The organism is Desulforamulus reducens MI-1 (genome assembly GCF_000016165.1).
GTDB classification, from domain to species: domain Bacteria; phylum Bacillota; class Desulfotomaculia; order Desulfotomaculales; family Desulfotomaculaceae; genus Desulfotomaculum; species Desulfotomaculum reducens.
Genome location: NC_009253.1, coordinates 66089 through 83167 on the forward strand (window position 1 = coordinate 66089; position 17079 = coordinate 83167).

Here is a 17079-nt window from a genome sequence, read left to right on the forward strand (position 1 = left end):
GTCAAGTTTTTGTAAGGTATGAGGTTTATGAAGCAAAACTATGCACCCCTTTGGGAAGCCATAAAAAAACAAGTAAAAGCTATGACAGCACAATTTCATATACCCGGGCATAACAGTGGCCGGGCAATACAACAGGATTTTAAGGAAATGGCCGGGCAGGGTGTTTTTCAAATGGATTTAACGGAAATACCTGGGCTGGATGATTTGCACAACCCCCAGGAAGCCATTGCCGAGGCCCAGGCGTTGGCCGCAGACCTATACGGAGCAGACAGAAGCTTTTTTTTAGTTAACGGAACAAGCTGTGGACTGATGGCATTAATATTGGCCCTTTGTGGTCCCGGAGATAAAATTATTGTCCCCAGAAATGCCCATCGCTCTGTGGCATCGGGCTTGATTCTATCTGGAGCAATGCCAGTGTATTACCAACCTGTTTTAATACCTGAATTTGGCTGCTTAACAGGCTCTAATCCACAAAGCATCAAAGATTTACTGCATAAACATCCAGATGCAAAGGCTGTGGTGGCTATAAATCCCACTTATTATGGTGTGGCGGGAGATATAGCCGGTGTGGCAGAAATCTGTCATAGGGCAGGGGTGCCGTTATTGGTGGATGAGGCCCATGGAGCCCATTTTAAATTTCATCCCCAACTTCCCTTAGACGGGTTAAGCAGTGGGGCCGATGCAGTGGTACAGAGCACCCATAAAACAGGGGGGTCTCTAACCCAATCGTCCATGCTTCATCTGAAGGGTGAGCGGATACACTGGGAGCGTGTGGCAGAAGCATTACGTATGGTGCAGAGCACCAGTCCATCCTACTTGTTAATGGCCTCGTTGGATCTAGCAAGAATGCAAATGGCAATCCAAGGTAAAGAGATGTTGAATCATACCCTTGAACTGGCTTATTGGTGTAGGAAAAAGCTTTCAAACATATCAGGCGTTCAGGTGCTGGGGGCAGAGAATCTCAGGGTGTCTGGGGCAAAGTCCCTAGATTATACTCGTTTAACCATTTCCTTATTGAACAAAGGACTTACTGGTTATAGAACAGCTGATCTTTTGCAAAGGGAACGCGGGGTCGTTGTGGAGATGGCTGATTATGCTAGCGTAGTGGCTGTTTTGTCTCTTGGTTCCAATTCAAAGGATTGCCAGCGGTTGGTGGAAGGCATCCGTAAAATAGTATCGTCTGAATCAGGACAAACTCTAATGATTCCCCAAAGCATGCTACTGCCTTCACCAGAGGTAGTTTTAAGTCCCAGGGAAGCCTGGCAAAGCCGCCAGAAGAAGGTTATTTTAGAGAGTTCTTTAGGACAGGTTTGTGGTGAAACAGTGGCTGTTTACCCGCCGGGTATACCGGTAGTATGTCCTGGCGAAAGGATTACTCCTACTGTTTTGGACTATCTGCTGGGAGTGAGGCGTTTAGGTTATAAGCTTCAAGGACCCTCCGACCCAACACTTAAAGGTTTAAAAGTAATAATTTAATATAGAATTTTTTATCATATGTAGGTTTTAAAGGAGGTGGCACTGATTTTCATTGTGTTTGAAGGTGTGGATGGTTCAGGTAAAAGCACCCAGCTAAACCTGTTAAATAAATACCTTTCCCAGAAGGAGATAAAAACCATATGTACCCGGGAACCTGGAGGTACTCCAGTGGGGGAAAAAATACGTGAACTTCTGCTGGACCCAAACTTTGCAGAAATACAGGATCGAACTGAGGCCCTATTGTACTCTGCGGCTAGGGCACAGTTGGTTGCTCAAGTGATTCGACCACAGTTGGAGCAGGGAACCGTGGTACTTTGCGATCGTTATATTGATTCCACCTTGGCTTATCAGGGTTATGGCAGAGGGATGGATATTTCCTTTTTAGCTCAGATCAATGAGTTAGCCAGCGGTGGATTGATGCCAAATATTACTATATTACTAGATTTACCACCTGAGGAGGGTCTTCAACGGTCCCGTAAGGATCGGCCTGCGGATAGGCTGGAAAATGAATCCCTAACATTTTATCATAAAGTTCGTAGTGGCTATCTGGAGATGGCCAAGAGAAAACCGGATACTTACCTGGTGTTGGATGCCAGGCAGACCATGGAGCAACTGCACAGACAAATTTGCTGCCGCGTGGGTGGGTTGCTTGGTGTGTAGGTTAAGTAATATAATTGGTCATCAGCAAATAATCCAGACGCTGAAGAACGCAGTTCAAAAATCCCGTGTAGCCCATGCCTATTTGTTTATGGGGCCACCAGGCATTGGTAAGCAAACCGTTGCACGGAGTTTTGCACAAGTTCTTCTATGTGAAGCCCCCCAAGGGGGCGATGCCTGTGGCAACTGCAAATCATGTCGCCAGACTGACGGAGGTAATCATCCGGATTTGCATTTATTAAGACCCTCTGGGGTAACAATAAAAATTGAGCAGATAAGGGAACTACAACGACAGGTACAGTATAAGCCCTATCAAGGAATAAGACATGTTTTTATTCTGGAAAAGTCAGAAACCATGACCCAGGAAGCGGCAAACTGCTTTCTTAAAACGCTGGAAGAACCGGGAAGTGCCACAGTATTTATTCTTTTAAGTGACCAACCCTATGGCCTGCTACCCACGATTCTTTCTCGTTGTCAGCAGCTTCAGTTTCGTTCCTTGAGCAACCAGGAGGTAAGCGAAGGGTTAAGGGTTCTTTGCCAAGTAGCAAGGGATCGTGCCGAAGAGCTAGCCCCGTTGGCCAGTGGAAGTATAGGACGGGCCATACAATTGGCGGGGGGAGAAGATCAATGGCCCTTGCGGGAAAAAGCTCTTTGGTTGGTCCAGCGATTTCCTCAGATGAGTCAATATCAAGCCCTGCAGGCTGCAGAGGAATTATCCAATGATCGAAGTGCTGCAGTGGAAGCTCTAGAAATTATGCTACTGTGGTTTAGGGATTTGTTAGTTTATCATTACACAAGACAAAAAGAGATACTCATAAATCAAGACAAAATTGATACTCTTTTAGAACAGGAAAACTGGTATGCTCCGTCCAAAGTAGTGGAAATAATTGAAGAAATAAAATTAGCTAAGGAAAGACTTATGGCCAATGCAAATACCCGTATGGCCTTAGAGGTTATGATGTTGAAAATAAACTCCTATGGAGGAAACAACGATGTCGGTTAGAGTGGTTGGAGTACGCTTTAAGAAAGCCGGAAAGGTTTATTATTTTGACCCCGTTGAGATCCCCTTGCAGCAGGGGCAACACGTGGTGGTTGAAACCACACGGGGGATTGAGTATGGTGAAGTGGTGGTGGCTCCCCGGGATGTACCGGATGAAGAGGTTGTTGCTCCATTAAAACAAGTTCTTCGGCAAGCGACACCGGAAGATGATCAACAGGTGGCTGAAAACCGAGAGAAGGAACAGCGGGCCTATGAAGTGGCCTTGGAGAAAATAGCGTTGCATCAGTTACCTATGAAATTAATCAGTGTAGAGCAAACCTTTGACGGAAATAAAATTATCTTCTACTTTACCGCAGATGGTAGAATTGATTTCCGTGAATTGGTAAAGGATTTAGCGGCTGTTTTTCGTACACGCATTGAATTACGGCAGATCGGTGTACGGGATGAGGCAAAGATGGTGGGTGGTTTAGGATGCTGCGGACGAGAACTTTGTTGTTCTTCCTGGTTGGCAGATTTTGCACCGGTATCCATTCGGATGGCCAAGGAACAAAACCTGTCCTTAAATCCTACCAAGATATCAGGCATCTGTGGTCGTCTAATGTGCTGTTTAAAATATGAAAATGACGTTTACGAAGAGGCTAAGGCTGGTTACCCCGACCTAGGGACCCAAGTATTGGCCCCGGAAGGGGAAGGGAAAATTGTTGCGGTAAATATTTTCCGCAACACCGTAAGCGTAGAATTGCAGGAGAGCAAAGCCATTAGAGAATATCCATTAAATGAATTAAAAATAAAAAAAGGCCGAGGTGAATGCAACTGTGGCTGCCCTGCCCGGCAGAATTAATCGATTGGAACAGGCCCTTCGACAAATATGTGATGAAGTGGATCGTTTAAAACAAGAAGTTAAGGAACTTGAGGATGAGAATGCACGTTTAAGAAGGGAAGTAGCGGGCCTCTATCTAGAAGATGGAGAGGTTGCTGAAGTAAAAAATAAACCTGGAGCACGAAACCTGTGGGATCTCTATGATAAAGGTTTTCATATCTGTAATATGTATTTTGGCAAAGGCCGTGAGGGAGAATGTCTCTTTTGTTATGCCCTGATGAATAGAGGAGAAGAGCGGGATGGAGCATAAAACCCAGGGAATTTTGTATCTCTGTGCTACACCTATAGGAAATTTAGAGGATATTACCCTCAGGGTGCTGCGAATTCTCAAGGAAGCAGATTGTATCGCCGCAGAGGATACCCGCCATACACGAAAACTTTTAAGTCATTTTGATATCCACACTCCCTTGGTTAGTTATCACTCCCATAGCAGCGAAGGTAAAGAGGAACAGTTACTTGACCGATTGCAGCAAGGAGAAAATATTGCTCTGGTCTCAGATGCTGGGATGCCGGGTATTTCTGATCCGGGGGCAGACTTGGTACGGTTGGCTTTGGAATATGGTATTGAAGTTGTTCCTCTGCCGGGAGCTTCTGCAGGGATTGCAGCCCTGGTGGCATCAGGGCTGCCAACCCATAAATTTATCTTTGAGGGCTTTCTTTCTAGTCAGAGAAAAACCAGGCGTAAGCAACTGCAAGCTCTAAAATGGGAACAAAGAACCCTGATTTTTTATGAATCACCCCACCGTTTGACAGACACCCTTAAGGATATGGTGCAGGAATTTGGCGACCGACCGGGAGTTGTGGCCAGGGAACTGACAAAGCTTCACGAAGAATTTAAACGGGGAATGCTTTCGGAATTGTTAATTCACTATGGCCATAACCATCCCAGAGGAGAGATTTGTTTACTGGTGGCAGGTATTTCTAAGGAGGAAGCAACCTCGGGGATAGAAGAGGAATGGTGTGAGCTTTCTGTCAGGGAGCATGTTGCATCCCTGGTGGAGCAGGGACATAATAAGAAAGGGGCCATTAAGCTGGTGGCTCAGCTGCGTGGAATGCCAAAGCGAGAAGTCTATGCCATGGTCCACGGGGAAGATAAGTAAAAGAGAAAAAAAGAAGTAGTATAGCAAAATGAGAGACTTCAGTCCCTCATTTTGCTATACTACTTCTTTTTTTACGGATTCTCCCATGGCAGCAATGCACTCATGACATACCATTTTTCCTTTGTAGTGAGTAACATCTGAAGCATTACCACAGAACACACAAGCCGGCTCGTATTTGCGCAAAATAATTTTCTCATTGTCTACGTAGATTTCTAGGGCGTCTTTTTCATCTATGCCCAGTGTACGGCGCAACTCGATGGGAATAACAACCCTACCCAGCTCGTCCACCTTACGAACAATACCTGTGGATTTCATTCCGCTTTCCCTCCCCTTATGCAATCGACACGATACCAGATTTTACTACAACTAATCATACCAGTACTAACCGTAATAGTCAATATTTTACTTTTATTTTTGTAAGTAAATGGTATAAATTATTTAGTTATAGGGAAAACTTGACAGGGGAAATAATGTTGTATAAAATCGTTTTGTAAAAGCAATGATGGGATGAGTAAATCCCTTAAAGCCCTTTCAGAGAGCGGGGGGAGGTGAAAGCCCGCAGGGATAAAAGGATTGAACATGGCCCCAGAGCTACCGATTCGAAGGGATTGCCCATTAGGGTCGGTCGGAAAAGCACCGTTACAGGCTTATTAGTGCCTAAGGCACTAACTAAGGCTGTTATCGTAAGGTGACAGTAAATTAGGGTGGTACCGCGGGTAACAACCTCGCCCCTGCAAGGGAGCGGGGTTTTATTTTTTTATTTATATTAAAGAAGGGACGGGATGGTTTTGAAAAAACCAAATTTTTATATTACAACCCCCATTTATTATCCCAGCGATAACCTGCATATCGGTCATGCCTACACCACTGTGGCAGCGGATACTATGGCTCGCTACAAACGGTTAACCGGCTATGATGTCTGGTTTCTGACTGGTTCCGATGAACATGGCCAAAAAATTGAACGTGCTGCAAAAAATAAAAACCAAACACCTAAAGAATATGTGGACCATATTGTGTCAGGTTTTAAAAAACTGTGGGAAAGGTTAGATGTAAGTTATAATGACTTTATTCGGACCACCGATGAGCGTCATCATAAGGTGGTACAAAAGTTTTTCCAACAGCTTTTCGATCAAGGAGACATCTATAAATCGGAATATGAGGGCTGGTACTGTACGCCCTGTGAAACCTTCTTTACCGAATATCAACTAGCAGAGGGTAAATGTCCTGACTGTCAGCGGGAGGTAGAAAAGGTCCGGGAAGAAAGCTATTTCTTTCGTCAGTCCAAATATGCTGAGCGCTGGTTAAAATTTATTGAAGAGAATCCGGAATTTATCCAGCCGGTTTCCCGCCGCAATGAAATGGTAAGCTTTGTAAAACAGGGACTGGAAGACCTATGTGTATCCAGAACCACCTTTGACTGGGGTATCCGAGTTCCCTTTGATCCTAAACACGTGGTCTATGTTTGGGTGGATGCCCTAACCAATTATATTTCTGCCTTAGGCTATGACACAGGGGATAACAGCCTTTTTCAAAAGTTTTGGCCCGCCGATATTCACCTGATGGCGAAAGATATTGTGCGCTTTCATGCCATTATTTGGCCTATTCTGCTGATGGCCCTAGATTTACCACTACCCAAAAAAGTTATTGCCCATGGCTGGTTGTTGCTGGACAGTGGAAAAATGTCAAAGTCCAAGGGCAATGTGGTGGATCCCCACGTGTTAATTGATAAGTATGGTGTGGATGCAGTTCGTTACTTCTTATTAAGAGAGCTGCCCTTTGGCTCTGATGGGTTGTACTCCGAAGAAGCCCTGGTAAAACGGATTAATACTGACTTAGCCAACGATTATGGCAACTTGTTATCCCGATCGGCCACCATGATGGAAAAATACCAACAGGGTGTGCTGCAGACACCTGGTGCACCCGAGGGTCCTGATGAGGAATTAATTGACCTGGCCACCGCTACACCTAAATTGGTGGAAGAATACATGGAGAAAAGTGAACTATCCAATGCCCTGGCAGCCATCTGGCAGATGGTTGGCAGAGCCAACAAGTATTTGGAGGAAACCGCTCCCTGGACCCTGGCAAAAAATAACGAGACTGAAAGATTGAATACTGTTTTGTATAATGTAGCGGAAGTAATGCGTTTTGCTACGATTATGATTACTCCCTTTATGCCCCAGCTGCCAAAGCGAGTATGGCCACAACTGGGCATTGAGGATCAGACAGAAATCCATACCTGGGAAAGCCTACGGTGGGGTAAACTTCCTGTTGGTACCACCGTTAAGCGGGGTGAAGTGCTGTTCCCCCGCATTGATCTTAAAACCCTGGAACAGGCCTAAATTTTGGTTATGATACCATGGGTGGTGTTAATGAAGGTATCCATAACACCACCCATGGTAATTCTTTATTAAGCCGTCAGCTAAGTTTTCTTTAGCTGATGGCTAATTAGAAAAGGAGGTTCACAATGCTGATTGATTCCCATGCCCACCTTGATAACGAACGTTTTCTAGAAGATCAGGCAGAGGTGATAGCCCGTTGTAAGGAAAAATTGACGGCAGTTATCAATGTGGGATATGATCTTGCATCTTCCCGGAGATCCCTTGAACTGGCCGAGACCTACCCATTTATTTATGCTGCGGTGGGTGTACACCCCCATGACGCAAAGGAAGCTTCGGGGAATTATTTACACCAAATCAAGGAAATGGCAGGCCATCCTAGGGTGGTGGCCATTGGGGAGATCGGACTGGATTATTATTATGACTTATCCCCCAGGGAGACCCAACAAAGGGTATTCCGAGAACAACTACGCTTGGCCAAGGAATTAAATAAACCCTATATCATTCATAATCGTGATGCCCATGCTGATATTATGCAGATCCTACGGGAAGAAGCACCCTACCCGGCAGGGGGAGTGATGCACTGCTTTTCGGCAAGTTGGGAGATTGCGCAGGAATGTATCAAACTGGGTTTGTATGTATCACTGGCAGGTCCCGTAACTTTTTCCAATGCCGGAAAACTAAAGGATATCGCCAGGCAGGTTCCGGTGGATTATTTATTGGTGGAGACCGATTGCCCCTATCTAACACCGGTACCCCATCGGGGTAAGCGGAATGAGCCAGTCTATGTTCAACATGTGGTGGATCATGTGGCCAAATTAAGAAATATGGCTGCCGAGGAACTGTCCCAAATAACGGCGGAGAATACTTGTCGGCTTTTTAATTTACCCATAGTGAAATAAAGCAAATAGGTTTCCTTCTAGGGGGGATTGTTTTGGAAAAGGAGCAGGGATTGGTGCTGGTCTTTACCGGTAACGGCAAAGGGAAAACCACTGCTGCCCTGGGATTAGCCATGAGATCCTGGGGACACCAAATGAAGATACTGATCTTGCAATTTATTAAGGGTCGGCAATGCGGCGAGCATCTGGCAGCCCAGCGCATGAAGCCGGGCCTGGAAATTAGGCCGTTGGGCATGGGATTTATCCAATTTCATGACCCGGAGGATATGAAGCGTCAAAGGATTGCAGCCAGTGAAGCGATGAAGGAAGTAGAGTCTACAATGTTATCTGGACAATATCATTTGCTGATTTTGGATGAAATTCTCTATGCAATAAAATATGGCTTAATAGAACTGGGGGATGTTTTATCTTTACTGGACAATAAACCAGGGTCACTTCATCTAGTGCTCACTGGACGGGATGTGCCACCGGAAATTGTGGAGCGTGCAGACCTTGTGACGGAAATGAGGGAGATTAAGCATCCCTTTAAGCAGGGTATCCCTGCCCAAAAAGGAATTGAGTTTTAGAAGGCTAGTCTATGGGGTCAGCTTTTAGCCATGAGCCGTAAGTTTTTTGTAATGGATATTGTCGGGCTGTGCACGAGCTTTTAGGCGTTAGTAGTATAAAAAATTTAAAATAAAAATTAAATGGCTAATAGCTAATGCTTAATAGCTATTAGCCAAATTCCAATAGCATGAAAAAAGCCTATGACCCAAAGGAGGATTCCAACTAAAGACCTCATAAAAAGCTAAAAGCTGAAGGCTGATGGCTAATCTTTAAAAGGGTGCAAAGACCAAATCATCCATAAGCACAGAACAAGTGTTGTGGGGCTCCGGGGTAAAAACAAAGCCGATGGTGGCAGAGGCGGTGCCCTCAGGTGCAGTACCAGTGATACGGAATTGACGATAGGTATCACTTAGGTCTTGGGAATGGATGGTTTGATCAACTGTGCTAATGGGGTTGCCGGAGGCATCCAAGAACATGACCTGGGCCAATAGGGTAAAGCAGCAGGGATCTGTCATTTTTTCTAAAGACCTGGCCCAGAAAGTAAGTTCATAGGATTGACCGCCCACAACATTGGGAACGTTTTGGGCTAGGCTGGCGGGGCGGGTGGGGCAGACTCCGATCTCTACAGCTTCTCCGGTTCTACCGGCAGGGTTGGGTCCCACATTGGTACCTTGCCAATTACTAGGGACATCACCAATAAAATCCTCAAAGGTATCTTGAATACCCAGTGTAGCAGTTTCACAACCATTAGGGAAGATGGAAATAAACATCTGGGTTGCTTCAACAATTTTAATTAAGAAGGATACAGTGGCAGTTTGTTGAATGCGAATGGATTTGTGTAAATCAAAATCTACACTGAGATCCACATTCCGAAAATCAATTTCTATATTTTGCGAGTTCATAACGATTAAAGGCGGTTTAAGATCAATAACCTTTGTAAACTCAATGTCCTCACCCATATGGCGAACATCATCTAGTTTGTTAACATAAAAAATCTGTTTATGAATGGTTCCAAAAATTCGAATACCTTTCAGCTCTCTAGGTCCACAAACAGCATCTCCCACGTGTATGGTGGCCGTAGGACTGGTGCATTGCCCAGAATTGTGGCCTGGATAAGGATAGGGCTTCCCAGAGGTATTGGCAGGTATTCCCCCAAAGATCGGTTCTCCTTCCAGATCCCTAACCACCACATCAATGTGGTCTACTTTTTTTGCCTGCTCATCTAAGCAGGTAACATTTTCTACCGTTACCGATGTCACTACATCGCCGATTACCACCGGTAAATTTACCAGTTGGCAGACAGTGCCGTTCGGCATAAACAAAACCTCCTTCTATATCCTACTGGCCAAGCTGGAACTACGGAAAGCATGACCGGGTGGCATATTATATTCAGTAAATAGACCAAACAAGGCGTGTCCCCATGAAATAAATAGAAGAAGGCAAAGCCCCCCAATGAATGGCATATTTTTGCAATTACTGGAATATATTGATTCCAAGTGGCATTTACATTGTCTTAGGGGGGAATCATTATCGGTATCGAATATAGAATGTTATGGCAAGAAAAGGCCTGTCGGCTCCTCTTAGGGGTACTCTGCCTGCAAGTAGCCTTTTTTATTTATTGTCTCTGCTGTGCCAACCACCTGGTGATTATTGTGGATGGTCGAAAAATACCCGTTATTCACTTTCAAGGTTCAGTGGCGGATGCATTGGATAAGGCACAGGTAACTTTAAGAAGAGCTGACATTGTTGAACCATCCTTAAGTTCTCGGGTTAGGGAGGATATACACATTTTTGTTACCAGGGTCCATACCAAGGAGATAACAAATCAAGAAGTTATTCAATATAAGATTCTCAAAAAACTTGATTACAATCTGCACACAGGAGAACAGAAAGTTTTACAATATGGAAAAATTGGCCTGAAACGTAAATATGTTCAGATAACCTATCAGAATGGTAAGGAAGTAAAGAGGGAGACGTTAAGAACCCAGGTTATTCGTAAACCGAAGCCCCAGGTAATTGCCTATGGTGCTGCAAAAGCTGTTTCCCGAGGTGTATCCCGACCTACCAAGGGAGGGGCTATCCGGAATTATAGTAACCTAGTACAGGATGGGAAAACCATCACTGTGGTTTCCACTGCCTACACCAATACTGGTCGCCGCACAGCCACAGGTGTTTATCCCTCAGAGGGGATGGTGGCAGTGGATCCAAAGGTTATTCCCCTGGGGACAAAATTATATATTGAAAAATACGGCTTTGCCGTGGCTGCAGATACAGGAGGCGACATAAAAGGTAATCGAGTCGACGTATTCTTTGGTTCATACAATCAAGCCATTAAATGGGGTAGACGTACGGTAAAGGTGCAAATCCTGGAATAATCAAGCAGAGGTCAATTTGTTGGTAGTCTAAAAATTTGCCATCTCTGTTGTTACAGGGGGGAATTTGTATGAATTTTTGTAAAGGGAAGTCCATTTTGCTGGTAGAATATGGTTAAGAGTAAGACTTAGAGGCTAGCTAAAGCCTATAAAGGTAATAGTTGGCAGAGCTAAGGAGGGACTTTTATGAATTGGTGCCCCGTGGAATGGCCTACGAAACCTAGACCCACGTTAGCAAACATAGAAGCGAAACAGTCGGGTAAAAAGGCGACCATGGCAGGACTCTTGGGACTATCTGTTTTGGTTTTGATGGCATCGGTGGTTCTAGGTTATGCTCTGTGGTCGCAAAGTATAACTGTGTCAGAAATTATTAACGAAACAGAAGGCTTTATTCATGAGGTGGTAACTGGCAAGTTACCAGTAACCCTTCAGGTGGATGGAAAAACAACTGTTTTACAAACAACCAGTAAAACTGTCCAGGGGTTATTGGAGGAGCAGAGGATTGGTTTAAAGCCGGAAGACAAAGTTTTTCCGGCTCTTAGTGCGCCAATTAAAAAGAATATCAAGGTCCAGGTGATTCGGGTAGAAGTTAAAAAGGAATATCATAATTTACCTGTACCGTTTACCACTGAACGCATGGCCAGTCAAGAAATGCCCCGGGGTTTTGCCAGAAAAGTAAGGAATGGCAAAGAAGGTCTGCAAAAAGAGGTTTGGTCTGTCCGTTATGAAGATGGAGTAGAAGTGAGCCGTATCTGTGAAGCCAGGGAGATTATACAACAACCAGTTAACGCTCTGGTCCAGTATGGCACCCTGAGCAATGTAAACCGTGGGGGGGAGAACCTTCGTATTAATAGAGCCATGGAAATGTTGGCAACCGGATATTCTTACACGGGCTATAACACCGCCACTGGTGTAGTACCCCGTCCGGGTATTGCGGCAGTTGATCCCAGAGTAATTCCACTGGGTACAAGGCTGTATGTAGAAGGATACGGGAAAGCCACGGCCCTGGATACTGGTGGGGCCATTCAGGGGGGGCGGATTGACTTGTTTTATGAGACAGAGGCCGAAGCTCTTCAATGGGGAAAAAGAAATACTAGGGTTTATGTTTTAGAGTAAGGGGGGGAGTGTCTCCTATTTTTTATTGTATCCCAGGACATTTCGTTGTAATATAGGATTATTAACTAAATATTTGGTTCACAGGGGAGCGCAAGCTGAGAAAGGTAAGACCTGACCCTCAAAACCTGATCTGGATAATACCAGCGAAGGGAGTGATGTACACACAAGTGATAATTTTGGTGTGCTTCCTTTCTATATCTGGGAGCACACCTTTGCTTTTCTAATAGCCCAGCACCAATTTGTCAGAAAAGGATCTTCTTATTCAAGTGAAGAGGACGAAATGTCTTTTATCATCCGATTAAACGAGACTGTTTAAATGGGGGAGAAAAGGATGAAAAATGTATTAACCATAGCAGGCTCGGATTCCTGTGGCGGGGCGGGTATTCAAGCAGATATTAAAACCTTTAGTGCCCTTGGTACCTATGGTATGAGTGTCATTACTGCCATAACGGCCCAAAACACAATGGGAGTTTTTAAAGTAACCGAATTGGAGGAAGAAATTGTTGCAGCCCAAATTAATTGTATTTATGAAGATATCAAAGTGGATGCAGTAAAAATTGGTATGGTATCCAACAGTATCATTATAAAAACCATTGCCCAGTGCTTGAGGAAACATGCTGCCAAAAATATTGTGATTGATCCGGTGATGGTATCTAAAAGTAAATATAAACTGTTGAGACCCGAGGCCTGTGAAGCACTGGTTAGTTTTTTGTTTCCCCTGGCCCAGGTGGTTACCCCAAACATACCTGAGGCCGAGGTGATCCTTGGGAAAAGGATTCAAAATGTAGAGCATATGCAGGAAGCGGCAGTGGCCATACACAAAATGGGGCCTGCCAATGTTATTGTTAAAGGCGGTCACCTGCCAGGGGATGCTGTTGATGTACTTTTTGATGGTCAAAAATTTACATTGCTGAGTGACGTGAGGATTGCTACAAAAAACACCCATGGTACCGGTTGTACCTTTTCCTCAGCCATTGCAGCCAGTTTAGCCAAGGGTTTCAATATTCGGGAAGCCTTTGGGGCAGCCAAAGAATATATCCATGGGGCTATTGAAAATTCCTTCAGCATTGGCCAGGGGGTGGGACCGACCCATCATTTTTACTCCCTTTATAAAAGGGCCGGATTAGTGGACTGAATAATCGTAATGTTAAACCTAACATGTTTAAACCTTATAGGTGCTGCGGGGGGATAGAAGTGAACATTGTTTACAATGGAAAGGTTGCAACTTTACCCGATGCTATGACCATTGGCCAGTTTATCCAGGAGAAGGGGTTTAATCCGAACACGATTATTATTGAGCATAATAATCGTCTAATTAAAAAGGATGACTGGTCTAAACTCGTATTGCAAGAAAATGATCAACTGGAAGTTCTAAGATTTGTGGGGGGAGGTTAAAACATTGAAAGAAGTTTTTTCTGTGGGGGGAAAGGAGTTAACCAGTCGTTTATTGATTGGTTCAGGTAAGTACTCAACAAATAAATTAATCCCAGCCATTCTGGATGCCTCAGGTTCTCAGGTCATAACCATGGCCATGCGGCGGGTGGATACGGAATTTACAGAAGAAAATATTTTAAATTATATACCCTCTGATTGCGTTTTAATGCCCAATACCTCAGGGGCAAGAAACGCCCAGGAAGCCATTCGTATTGCTAGGCTGGCCAGGGCGGCGGGTTGTGGGGATTGGGTGAAAATTGAAGTTATTTCCGACAACCGTTATCTTTTGCCGGATAATTATGAGACCATCCGGGCCACAGAGGTTTTGACTGCTGAGGGTTTTCAAGTATTTCCTTATATGAGTCCTGATTTAATGGTGGCCAAGGAACTGGAACGGGTAGGGGCTGCAGCAGTTATGCCCTTGGGCGCACCCATTGGCAGCAACCGGGGGCTACAAACCCGGGAACTTGTACGTATCCTAATTGAGGAAATATCCCTGCCTGTAATCGTTGATGCCGGTATCGGACGTCCTTCTGAAGCTGCGGAAGCCATGGAGATGGGGGCCGCGGCGGTGCTGGTAAATACCGCAGTGGCCACGGCTAAAGACCCGGTGGCCATGGCTCGGGCCTTTGGGTTAGCTGTGGAGGCAGGGAGAACTGCTTACTTGGCTGGACCTGGGGCAACCCAACAAGTTGCCAGGGCTTCTTCGCCTCTAACTGGGTTTTTACGGGAAGAATAGGGGTGGATTATGGGATTTTATCAGGAATGCAAGGAATACCAAAAAAGTGATTTCAATAGTTTTTTTAATAAGTTAACCGACGAAGACATACGCAGGATTATTTATAAATCTCGGTTATCTCCATGGGATTATCTGGCTTTGCTGTCGCCGGTGGCAGAAAGACATTTGGAAGAAATGGCCCAGCGTGCTCAGCAACTTACATTGCAGCATTTTGGCAGGTCTATACTACTCTTTACCCCCCTTTATCTGGCCAATTACTGTGTAAATCAATGTGTCTATTGTGGTTTTGGGGCAAAAAACTTAATAAACAGAAAAAAACTAACCCTTGACGAAGTGGCAGCGGAGGCAAAGGCTATTGCAGCAACGGGTCTTAAACATATTCTAATTTTAACAGGAGAATCCAGGGTCCACTCGTCGGTGCAATACATTCGAGATTGTGTGGAAGTTTTAAAAGAATATTTTACTTCTGTTAGTATTGAAATTTATCCTTTGGAAGAAGAAGAGTATGCTGATTTAATTGCCACAGGGGTTGATGGCTTAACCATGTATCAAGAGGTTTACGATGAAGCTGAGTATGACAAAATCCACCTGGCGGGACCCAAAAAGAATTACCGTTTTCGCTTAGAGGCACCGGAGCGGGCCTGTCGGGCCGGCATAAGGACGGTCAATATTGGGGCCCTGCTGGGATTCTATGACTGGCGTAGCGAAGCCTTTTTAACTGGGGTTCATGCTAACTATTTACAAAGCCAATACCCTGCTGTGGAAGTAAGTATTTCACCGCCTCGCATGCGACCCCATGTGGGAGGGTATATGCCCCGAGAAAAGATAACCGATAAAAACTTAGTGCAGTATATCCTGGCCTACCGATTGTTTATGCCCAGGGGAGGTATCACCCTTTCCACCCGGGAATCGGCAGAATTGCGTGACCATTTGCTGCCGTTGGGAGTTACCAAAATGTCGGCGGGCTCTTCTACCAATGTAGGGGGACATGCCGGAGGAGAACCATCAACCAGCCAGTTTGATATCTCCGATGAAAGGGATGTGCCGGCCATGGTAAAGATGTTGTATAACCAAGGTTATCAACCTGTCTTTAAAGACTGGCAGATGCTAGGGTGATGTTGGCATGAACAATTTTGAAAGGGCCTTGGCAGTTACGTTGGGGGAAGGCAGCCTTGCCAAAATTCAAAAAATTAAAGTGGGGATTGCCGGAGCCGGGGGATTGGGCTCAAACTGTGCACAATTTCTTGTCAGAAGTGGCTTTAAATATTTTAAAATAGTGGACTATGATAAAGTTGATCACAGTAACTTGAACCGACAGTTTTACTTTAAGAACCAGGTGGGACTCTTTAAGGTGGATGCTCTTTATTATAATTTATTAAAGATAAATCCGGCAGTGGCCATAGAAACAATCAAAGAAAAAATTGATCAAACCAACGTACAGACGCTATTTCAGGATTGTGACGTTGTTATTGAGGCTGTGGACGGTCCAGAGGATAAAAGGCTGCTGGTGGAGGCTTATTTAAACAGGGGAAAACTGCTGGTGGCAGTGTCTGGTATGGCCGGCTGGGGTAATACGGAGGCCATTCGGGTTCGCCAGGTAACAGAGGATTTCTTCCTGGTGGGTGATAGGGTATCGGAGGTATCTCCGGCCAACCCTCCACTGGCACCGGGGGTTGTGGTAGCAGCAGCTAAGCAGGCAGATATTGTACTGCAGCATGTTTTGGACCAATAATCCAAGGGGGTAAGGAAGTGGCCGACAAAAGGCAGGTTCAGGAACTTTTCAACACAGGTCTCTATGGGATTACCGCTGAAGAATATTCCCTGGGTAGAAGCAATTATGCAGTGATTAAGGCTATGATTAATGCAGGGATAAAGGTCATACAGTACAGAGAGAAGGAAAAGAAGCTGCGGGAAAAGTACCAGGAATGCCTGGATATAAGGAAATTAACGCAGCAAGCTGGAGTAACCTTCATAGTAAATGACCACATTGATTTGGCATTAATGGTAGGTGCCGATGGTGTACACATTGGACAAGATGATTTACCACCGGAAAAGGTTCGTCAACTGGTGGGGGAAAAAATGATTATTGGTCTTTCCACCCATTCTCCACTTCAGGCCCAGGCAGCGTTGGCAGCGGGTGTGGACTATATCGGAGTGGGGCCCATATTTGCTACCCGGACCAAAAAGGATGTTTGCCAACCGGTGGGGTTGGAGTATCTGGAGTATGTTGTTAAAAATATTCCCCTTCCCTTTGTGGCCATTGGTGGTATAAAAGAACACAATCTATCCGAGGTGTCTAAACGTGGGGCCCAATGTGCGGCCCTGGTAACAGAAATTGTAGGGGCAAAGGATATTGTTGAGAAAGTGCATTCCCTTAGGAAAAGAATAAATATCTAAGCATGAAGGGGACTCGCCATGGTGGTGGGTCCATTTTTTATGTATGGATTTTTCTCATAAAATGCTAACTTTATCTTAATCGGGATTTTATTGGCAGGTTCAGAGACATACAGGGTATAATATTGCT

At 44.9% G+C, this 17079-nt stretch carries 19 protein-coding genes, 1 riboswitch and 1 other annotated feature; of the genes, 17 read left to right on the forward strand and 2 right to left on the reverse strand.

Annotation, left to right across the window (positions count from 1 at the left end; genetic code table 11):
* Window positions 1-27: 27 nt before the first annotated feature.
* Genes DRED_RS00340 through rsmI form a run of 6 tightly spaced genes read left to right on the forward strand, consistent with a single transcriptional unit; the run spans window position 28 to window position 5113 of the window.
* Window positions 28-1476, forward strand: a complete 1449-nt coding sequence (locus tag DRED_RS00340) for an aminotransferase class I/II-fold pyridoxal phosphate-dependent enzyme (RefSeq protein WP_011876452.1) — start codon at window positions 28-30, stop codon at window positions 1474-1476.
* Between the two features lie 36 nt (window positions 1477-1512).
* Window positions 1513-2136: a dTMP kinase gene (gene tmk / locus DRED_RS00345; RefSeq protein WP_011876453.1), complete on the forward strand. Its 624-nt coding sequence runs from the start codon at window positions 1513-1515 to the stop codon at window positions 2134-2136.
* A complete protein-coding gene (holB, locus tag DRED_RS00350) occupies window positions 2129-3136 on the forward strand; it encodes a DNA polymerase III subunit delta' (protein ID WP_011876454.1) in 1008 nt (335 codons plus the stop codon). The genes tmk and holB overlap by 8 nt, the downstream gene beginning before the upstream one ends.
* A complete protein-coding gene (locus DRED_RS00355) occupies window positions 3126-3974 on the forward strand; it encodes a PSP1 domain-containing protein (protein WP_011876455.1) in 849 nt (282 codons plus the stop codon). Before holB ends, DRED_RS00355 begins: the two co-directional genes overlap by 11 nt.
* On the forward strand, window positions 3949-4263 hold the full coding sequence (locus DRED_RS00360) for an initiation-control protein YabA (protein ID WP_011876456.1): 315 nt from the start codon (window positions 3949-3951) through the stop codon (window positions 4261-4263). The genes DRED_RS00355 and DRED_RS00360 overlap by 26 nt, the downstream gene beginning before the upstream one ends.
* A complete protein-coding gene (rsmI, locus tag DRED_RS00365) occupies window positions 4253-5113 on the forward strand; it encodes a 16S rRNA (cytidine(1402)-2'-O)-methyltransferase (RefSeq protein ID WP_011876457.1) in 861 nt (286 codons plus the stop codon). Before DRED_RS00360 ends, rsmI begins: the two co-directional genes overlap by 11 nt.
* Before the next feature lie 54 nt (window positions 5114-5167).
* On the opposite strand, the gene DRED_RS00370 is transcribed toward rsmI, so the two are convergent.
* Window positions 5168-5428 carry an AbrB/MazE/SpoVT family DNA-binding domain-containing protein gene (locus DRED_RS00370; RefSeq protein ID WP_011876458.1) on the reverse strand — a complete coding sequence of 87 codons (261 nt, stop codon included), beginning with the start codon at window positions 5426-5428 and terminating at the stop codon, window positions 5168-5170.
* A gap of 175 nt (window positions 5429-5603) precedes the next feature.
* Window positions 5604-5849 (forward strand) — a binding site (T-box leader).
* Between the two features lie 52 nt (window positions 5850-5901).
* On the opposite strand from DRED_RS00370, the gene metG reads away from it, so the two are divergent.
* From metG to cobO, 3 genes are all read left to right on the forward strand, one after another.
* A complete protein-coding gene (gene metG, locus DRED_RS00375) occupies window positions 5902-7452 on the forward strand; it encodes a methionine--tRNA ligase (RefSeq protein ID WP_041274724.1) in 1551 nt (516 codons plus the stop codon).
* A 125-nt stretch (window positions 7453-7577) separates the two neighbouring features.
* Window positions 7578-8351 (forward strand): TatD family hydrolase, encoded by a 774-nt coding sequence (locus DRED_RS00380; protein WP_011876460.1) that lies wholly within the window; start codon window positions 7578-7580, stop codon window positions 8349-8351.
* Window positions 8352-8383: 32 nt separating this feature from the next.
* Complete coding sequence (gene cobO / locus DRED_RS00385) at window positions 8384-8914, forward strand: cob(I)yrinic acid a,c-diamide adenosyltransferase (RefSeq protein ID WP_011876461.1); 531 nt, start codon at window positions 8384-8386, stop codon at window positions 8912-8914.
* 249 nt (window positions 8915-9163) lie between these two features.
* Here the strand turns inward: cobO and DRED_RS00390 are convergent, their stop codons facing one another.
* Window positions 9164-10210 (reverse strand): hypothetical protein, encoded by a 1047-nt coding sequence (locus DRED_RS00390; protein ID WP_011876462.1) that lies wholly within the window; start codon window positions 10208-10210, stop codon window positions 9164-9166.
* A gap of 231 nt (window positions 10211-10441) precedes the next feature.
* Here DRED_RS00390 and DRED_RS00395 point away from each other — a divergent pair, with 231 nt between their 5' ends.
* The 8 genes from DRED_RS00395 (at window position 10442) to thiE (ending at window position 16952) form a co-directional block, all read left to right on the forward strand.
* Window positions 10442-11269 (forward strand): 3D domain-containing protein, encoded by an 828-nt coding sequence (locus DRED_RS00395; protein WP_011876463.1) that lies wholly within the window; start codon window positions 10442-10444, stop codon window positions 11267-11269.
* Between the two features lie 183 nt (window positions 11270-11452).
* On the forward strand, window positions 11453-12382 hold the full coding sequence (locus DRED_RS00400) for a 3D domain-containing protein (RefSeq protein WP_011876464.1): 930 nt from the start codon (window positions 11453-11455) through the stop codon (window positions 12380-12382).
* Window positions 12383-12454: 72 nt separating this feature from the next.
* A riboswitch (TPP riboswitch) is annotated at window positions 12455-12551 on the forward strand.
* 162 nt (window positions 12552-12713) lie between these two features.
* Window positions 12714-13517 (forward strand): bifunctional hydroxymethylpyrimidine kinase/phosphomethylpyrimidine kinase, encoded by an 804-nt coding sequence (thiD, locus tag DRED_RS00405; protein WP_011876465.1) that lies wholly within the window; start codon window positions 12714-12716, stop codon window positions 13515-13517.
* 59 nt (window positions 13518-13576) lie between these two features.
* Window positions 13577-13777 (forward strand): sulfur carrier protein ThiS, encoded by a 201-nt coding sequence (gene thiS / locus DRED_RS00410; RefSeq protein WP_041274352.1) that lies wholly within the window; start codon window positions 13577-13579, stop codon window positions 13775-13777.
* A gap of 4 nt (window positions 13778-13781) precedes the next feature.
* On the forward strand, window positions 13782-14555 hold the full coding sequence (locus DRED_RS00415; RefSeq protein ID WP_011876467.1) for a thiazole synthase: 774 nt from the start codon (window positions 13782-13784) through the stop codon (window positions 14553-14555).
* Window positions 14556-14564: 9 nt separating this feature from the next.
* Complete coding sequence (gene thiH, locus DRED_RS00420; protein ID WP_011876468.1) at window positions 14565-15671, forward strand: 2-iminoacetate synthase ThiH; 1107 nt, start codon at window positions 14565-14567, stop codon at window positions 15669-15671.
* 7 nt (window positions 15672-15678) lie between these two features.
* Window positions 15679-16287, forward strand: coding sequence for a sulfur carrier protein ThiS adenylyltransferase ThiF (gene thiF, locus DRED_RS00425; RefSeq protein ID WP_011876469.1), 609 nt, complete (start codon window positions 15679-15681; stop codon window positions 16285-16287).
* Between the two features lie 17 nt (window positions 16288-16304).
* A complete protein-coding gene (gene thiE / locus DRED_RS00430) occupies window positions 16305-16952 on the forward strand; it encodes a thiamine phosphate synthase (protein ID WP_011876470.1) in 648 nt (215 codons plus the stop codon).
* The last annotated feature ends 127 nt before the right edge of the window (window positions 16953-17079 follow it).

Excerpts from the sequence above, each read along its gene's own strand:
- DRED_RS00340 (WP_011876452.1), top strand. The coding sequence starts at position 28 with ATGAAGCAAAACTATGCACCCCTTTGGGAAGCCATAAAAAAACAAGTA.
- DRED_RS00355 (WP_011876455.1), top strand. The coding sequence starts at position 3,126 with ATGTCGGTTAGAGTGGTTGGAGTACGCTTTAAGAAAGCCGGAAAGGTT.
- rsmI (WP_011876457.1), top strand. The coding sequence starts at position 4,253 with ATGGAGCATAAAACCCAGGGAATTTTGTATCTCTGTGCTACACCTATA.
- DRED_RS00370 (WP_011876458.1), bottom strand. The coding sequence starts at position 5,428 with ATGAAATCCACAGGTATTGTTCGTAAGGTGGACGAGCTGGGTAGGGTT.
- DRED_RS00380 (WP_011876460.1), top strand. The coding sequence starts at position 7,578 with ATGCTGATTGATTCCCATGCCCACCTTGATAACGAACGTTTTCTAGAA.
- DRED_RS00390 (WP_011876462.1), bottom strand. The coding sequence starts at position 10,210 with ATGCCGAACGGCACTGTCTGCCAACTGGTAAATTTACCGGTGGTAATC.
- DRED_RS00395 (WP_011876463.1), top strand. The coding sequence starts at position 10,442 with ATGTTATGGCAAGAAAAGGCCTGTCGGCTCCTCTTAGGGGTACTCTGC.
- DRED_RS00400 (WP_011876464.1), top strand. The coding sequence starts at position 11,453 with ATGAATTGGTGCCCCGTGGAATGGCCTACGAAACCTAGACCCACGTTA.
- thiD (WP_011876465.1), top strand. The coding sequence starts at position 12,714 with ATGAAAAATGTATTAACCATAGCAGGCTCGGATTCCTGTGGCGGGGCG.
- thiH (WP_011876468.1), top strand. The coding sequence starts at position 14,565 with ATGGGATTTTATCAGGAATGCAAGGAATACCAAAAAAGTGATTTCAAT.
- thiF (WP_011876469.1), top strand. The coding sequence starts at position 15,679 with ATGAACAATTTTGAAAGGGCCTTGGCAGTTACGTTGGGGGAAGGCAGC.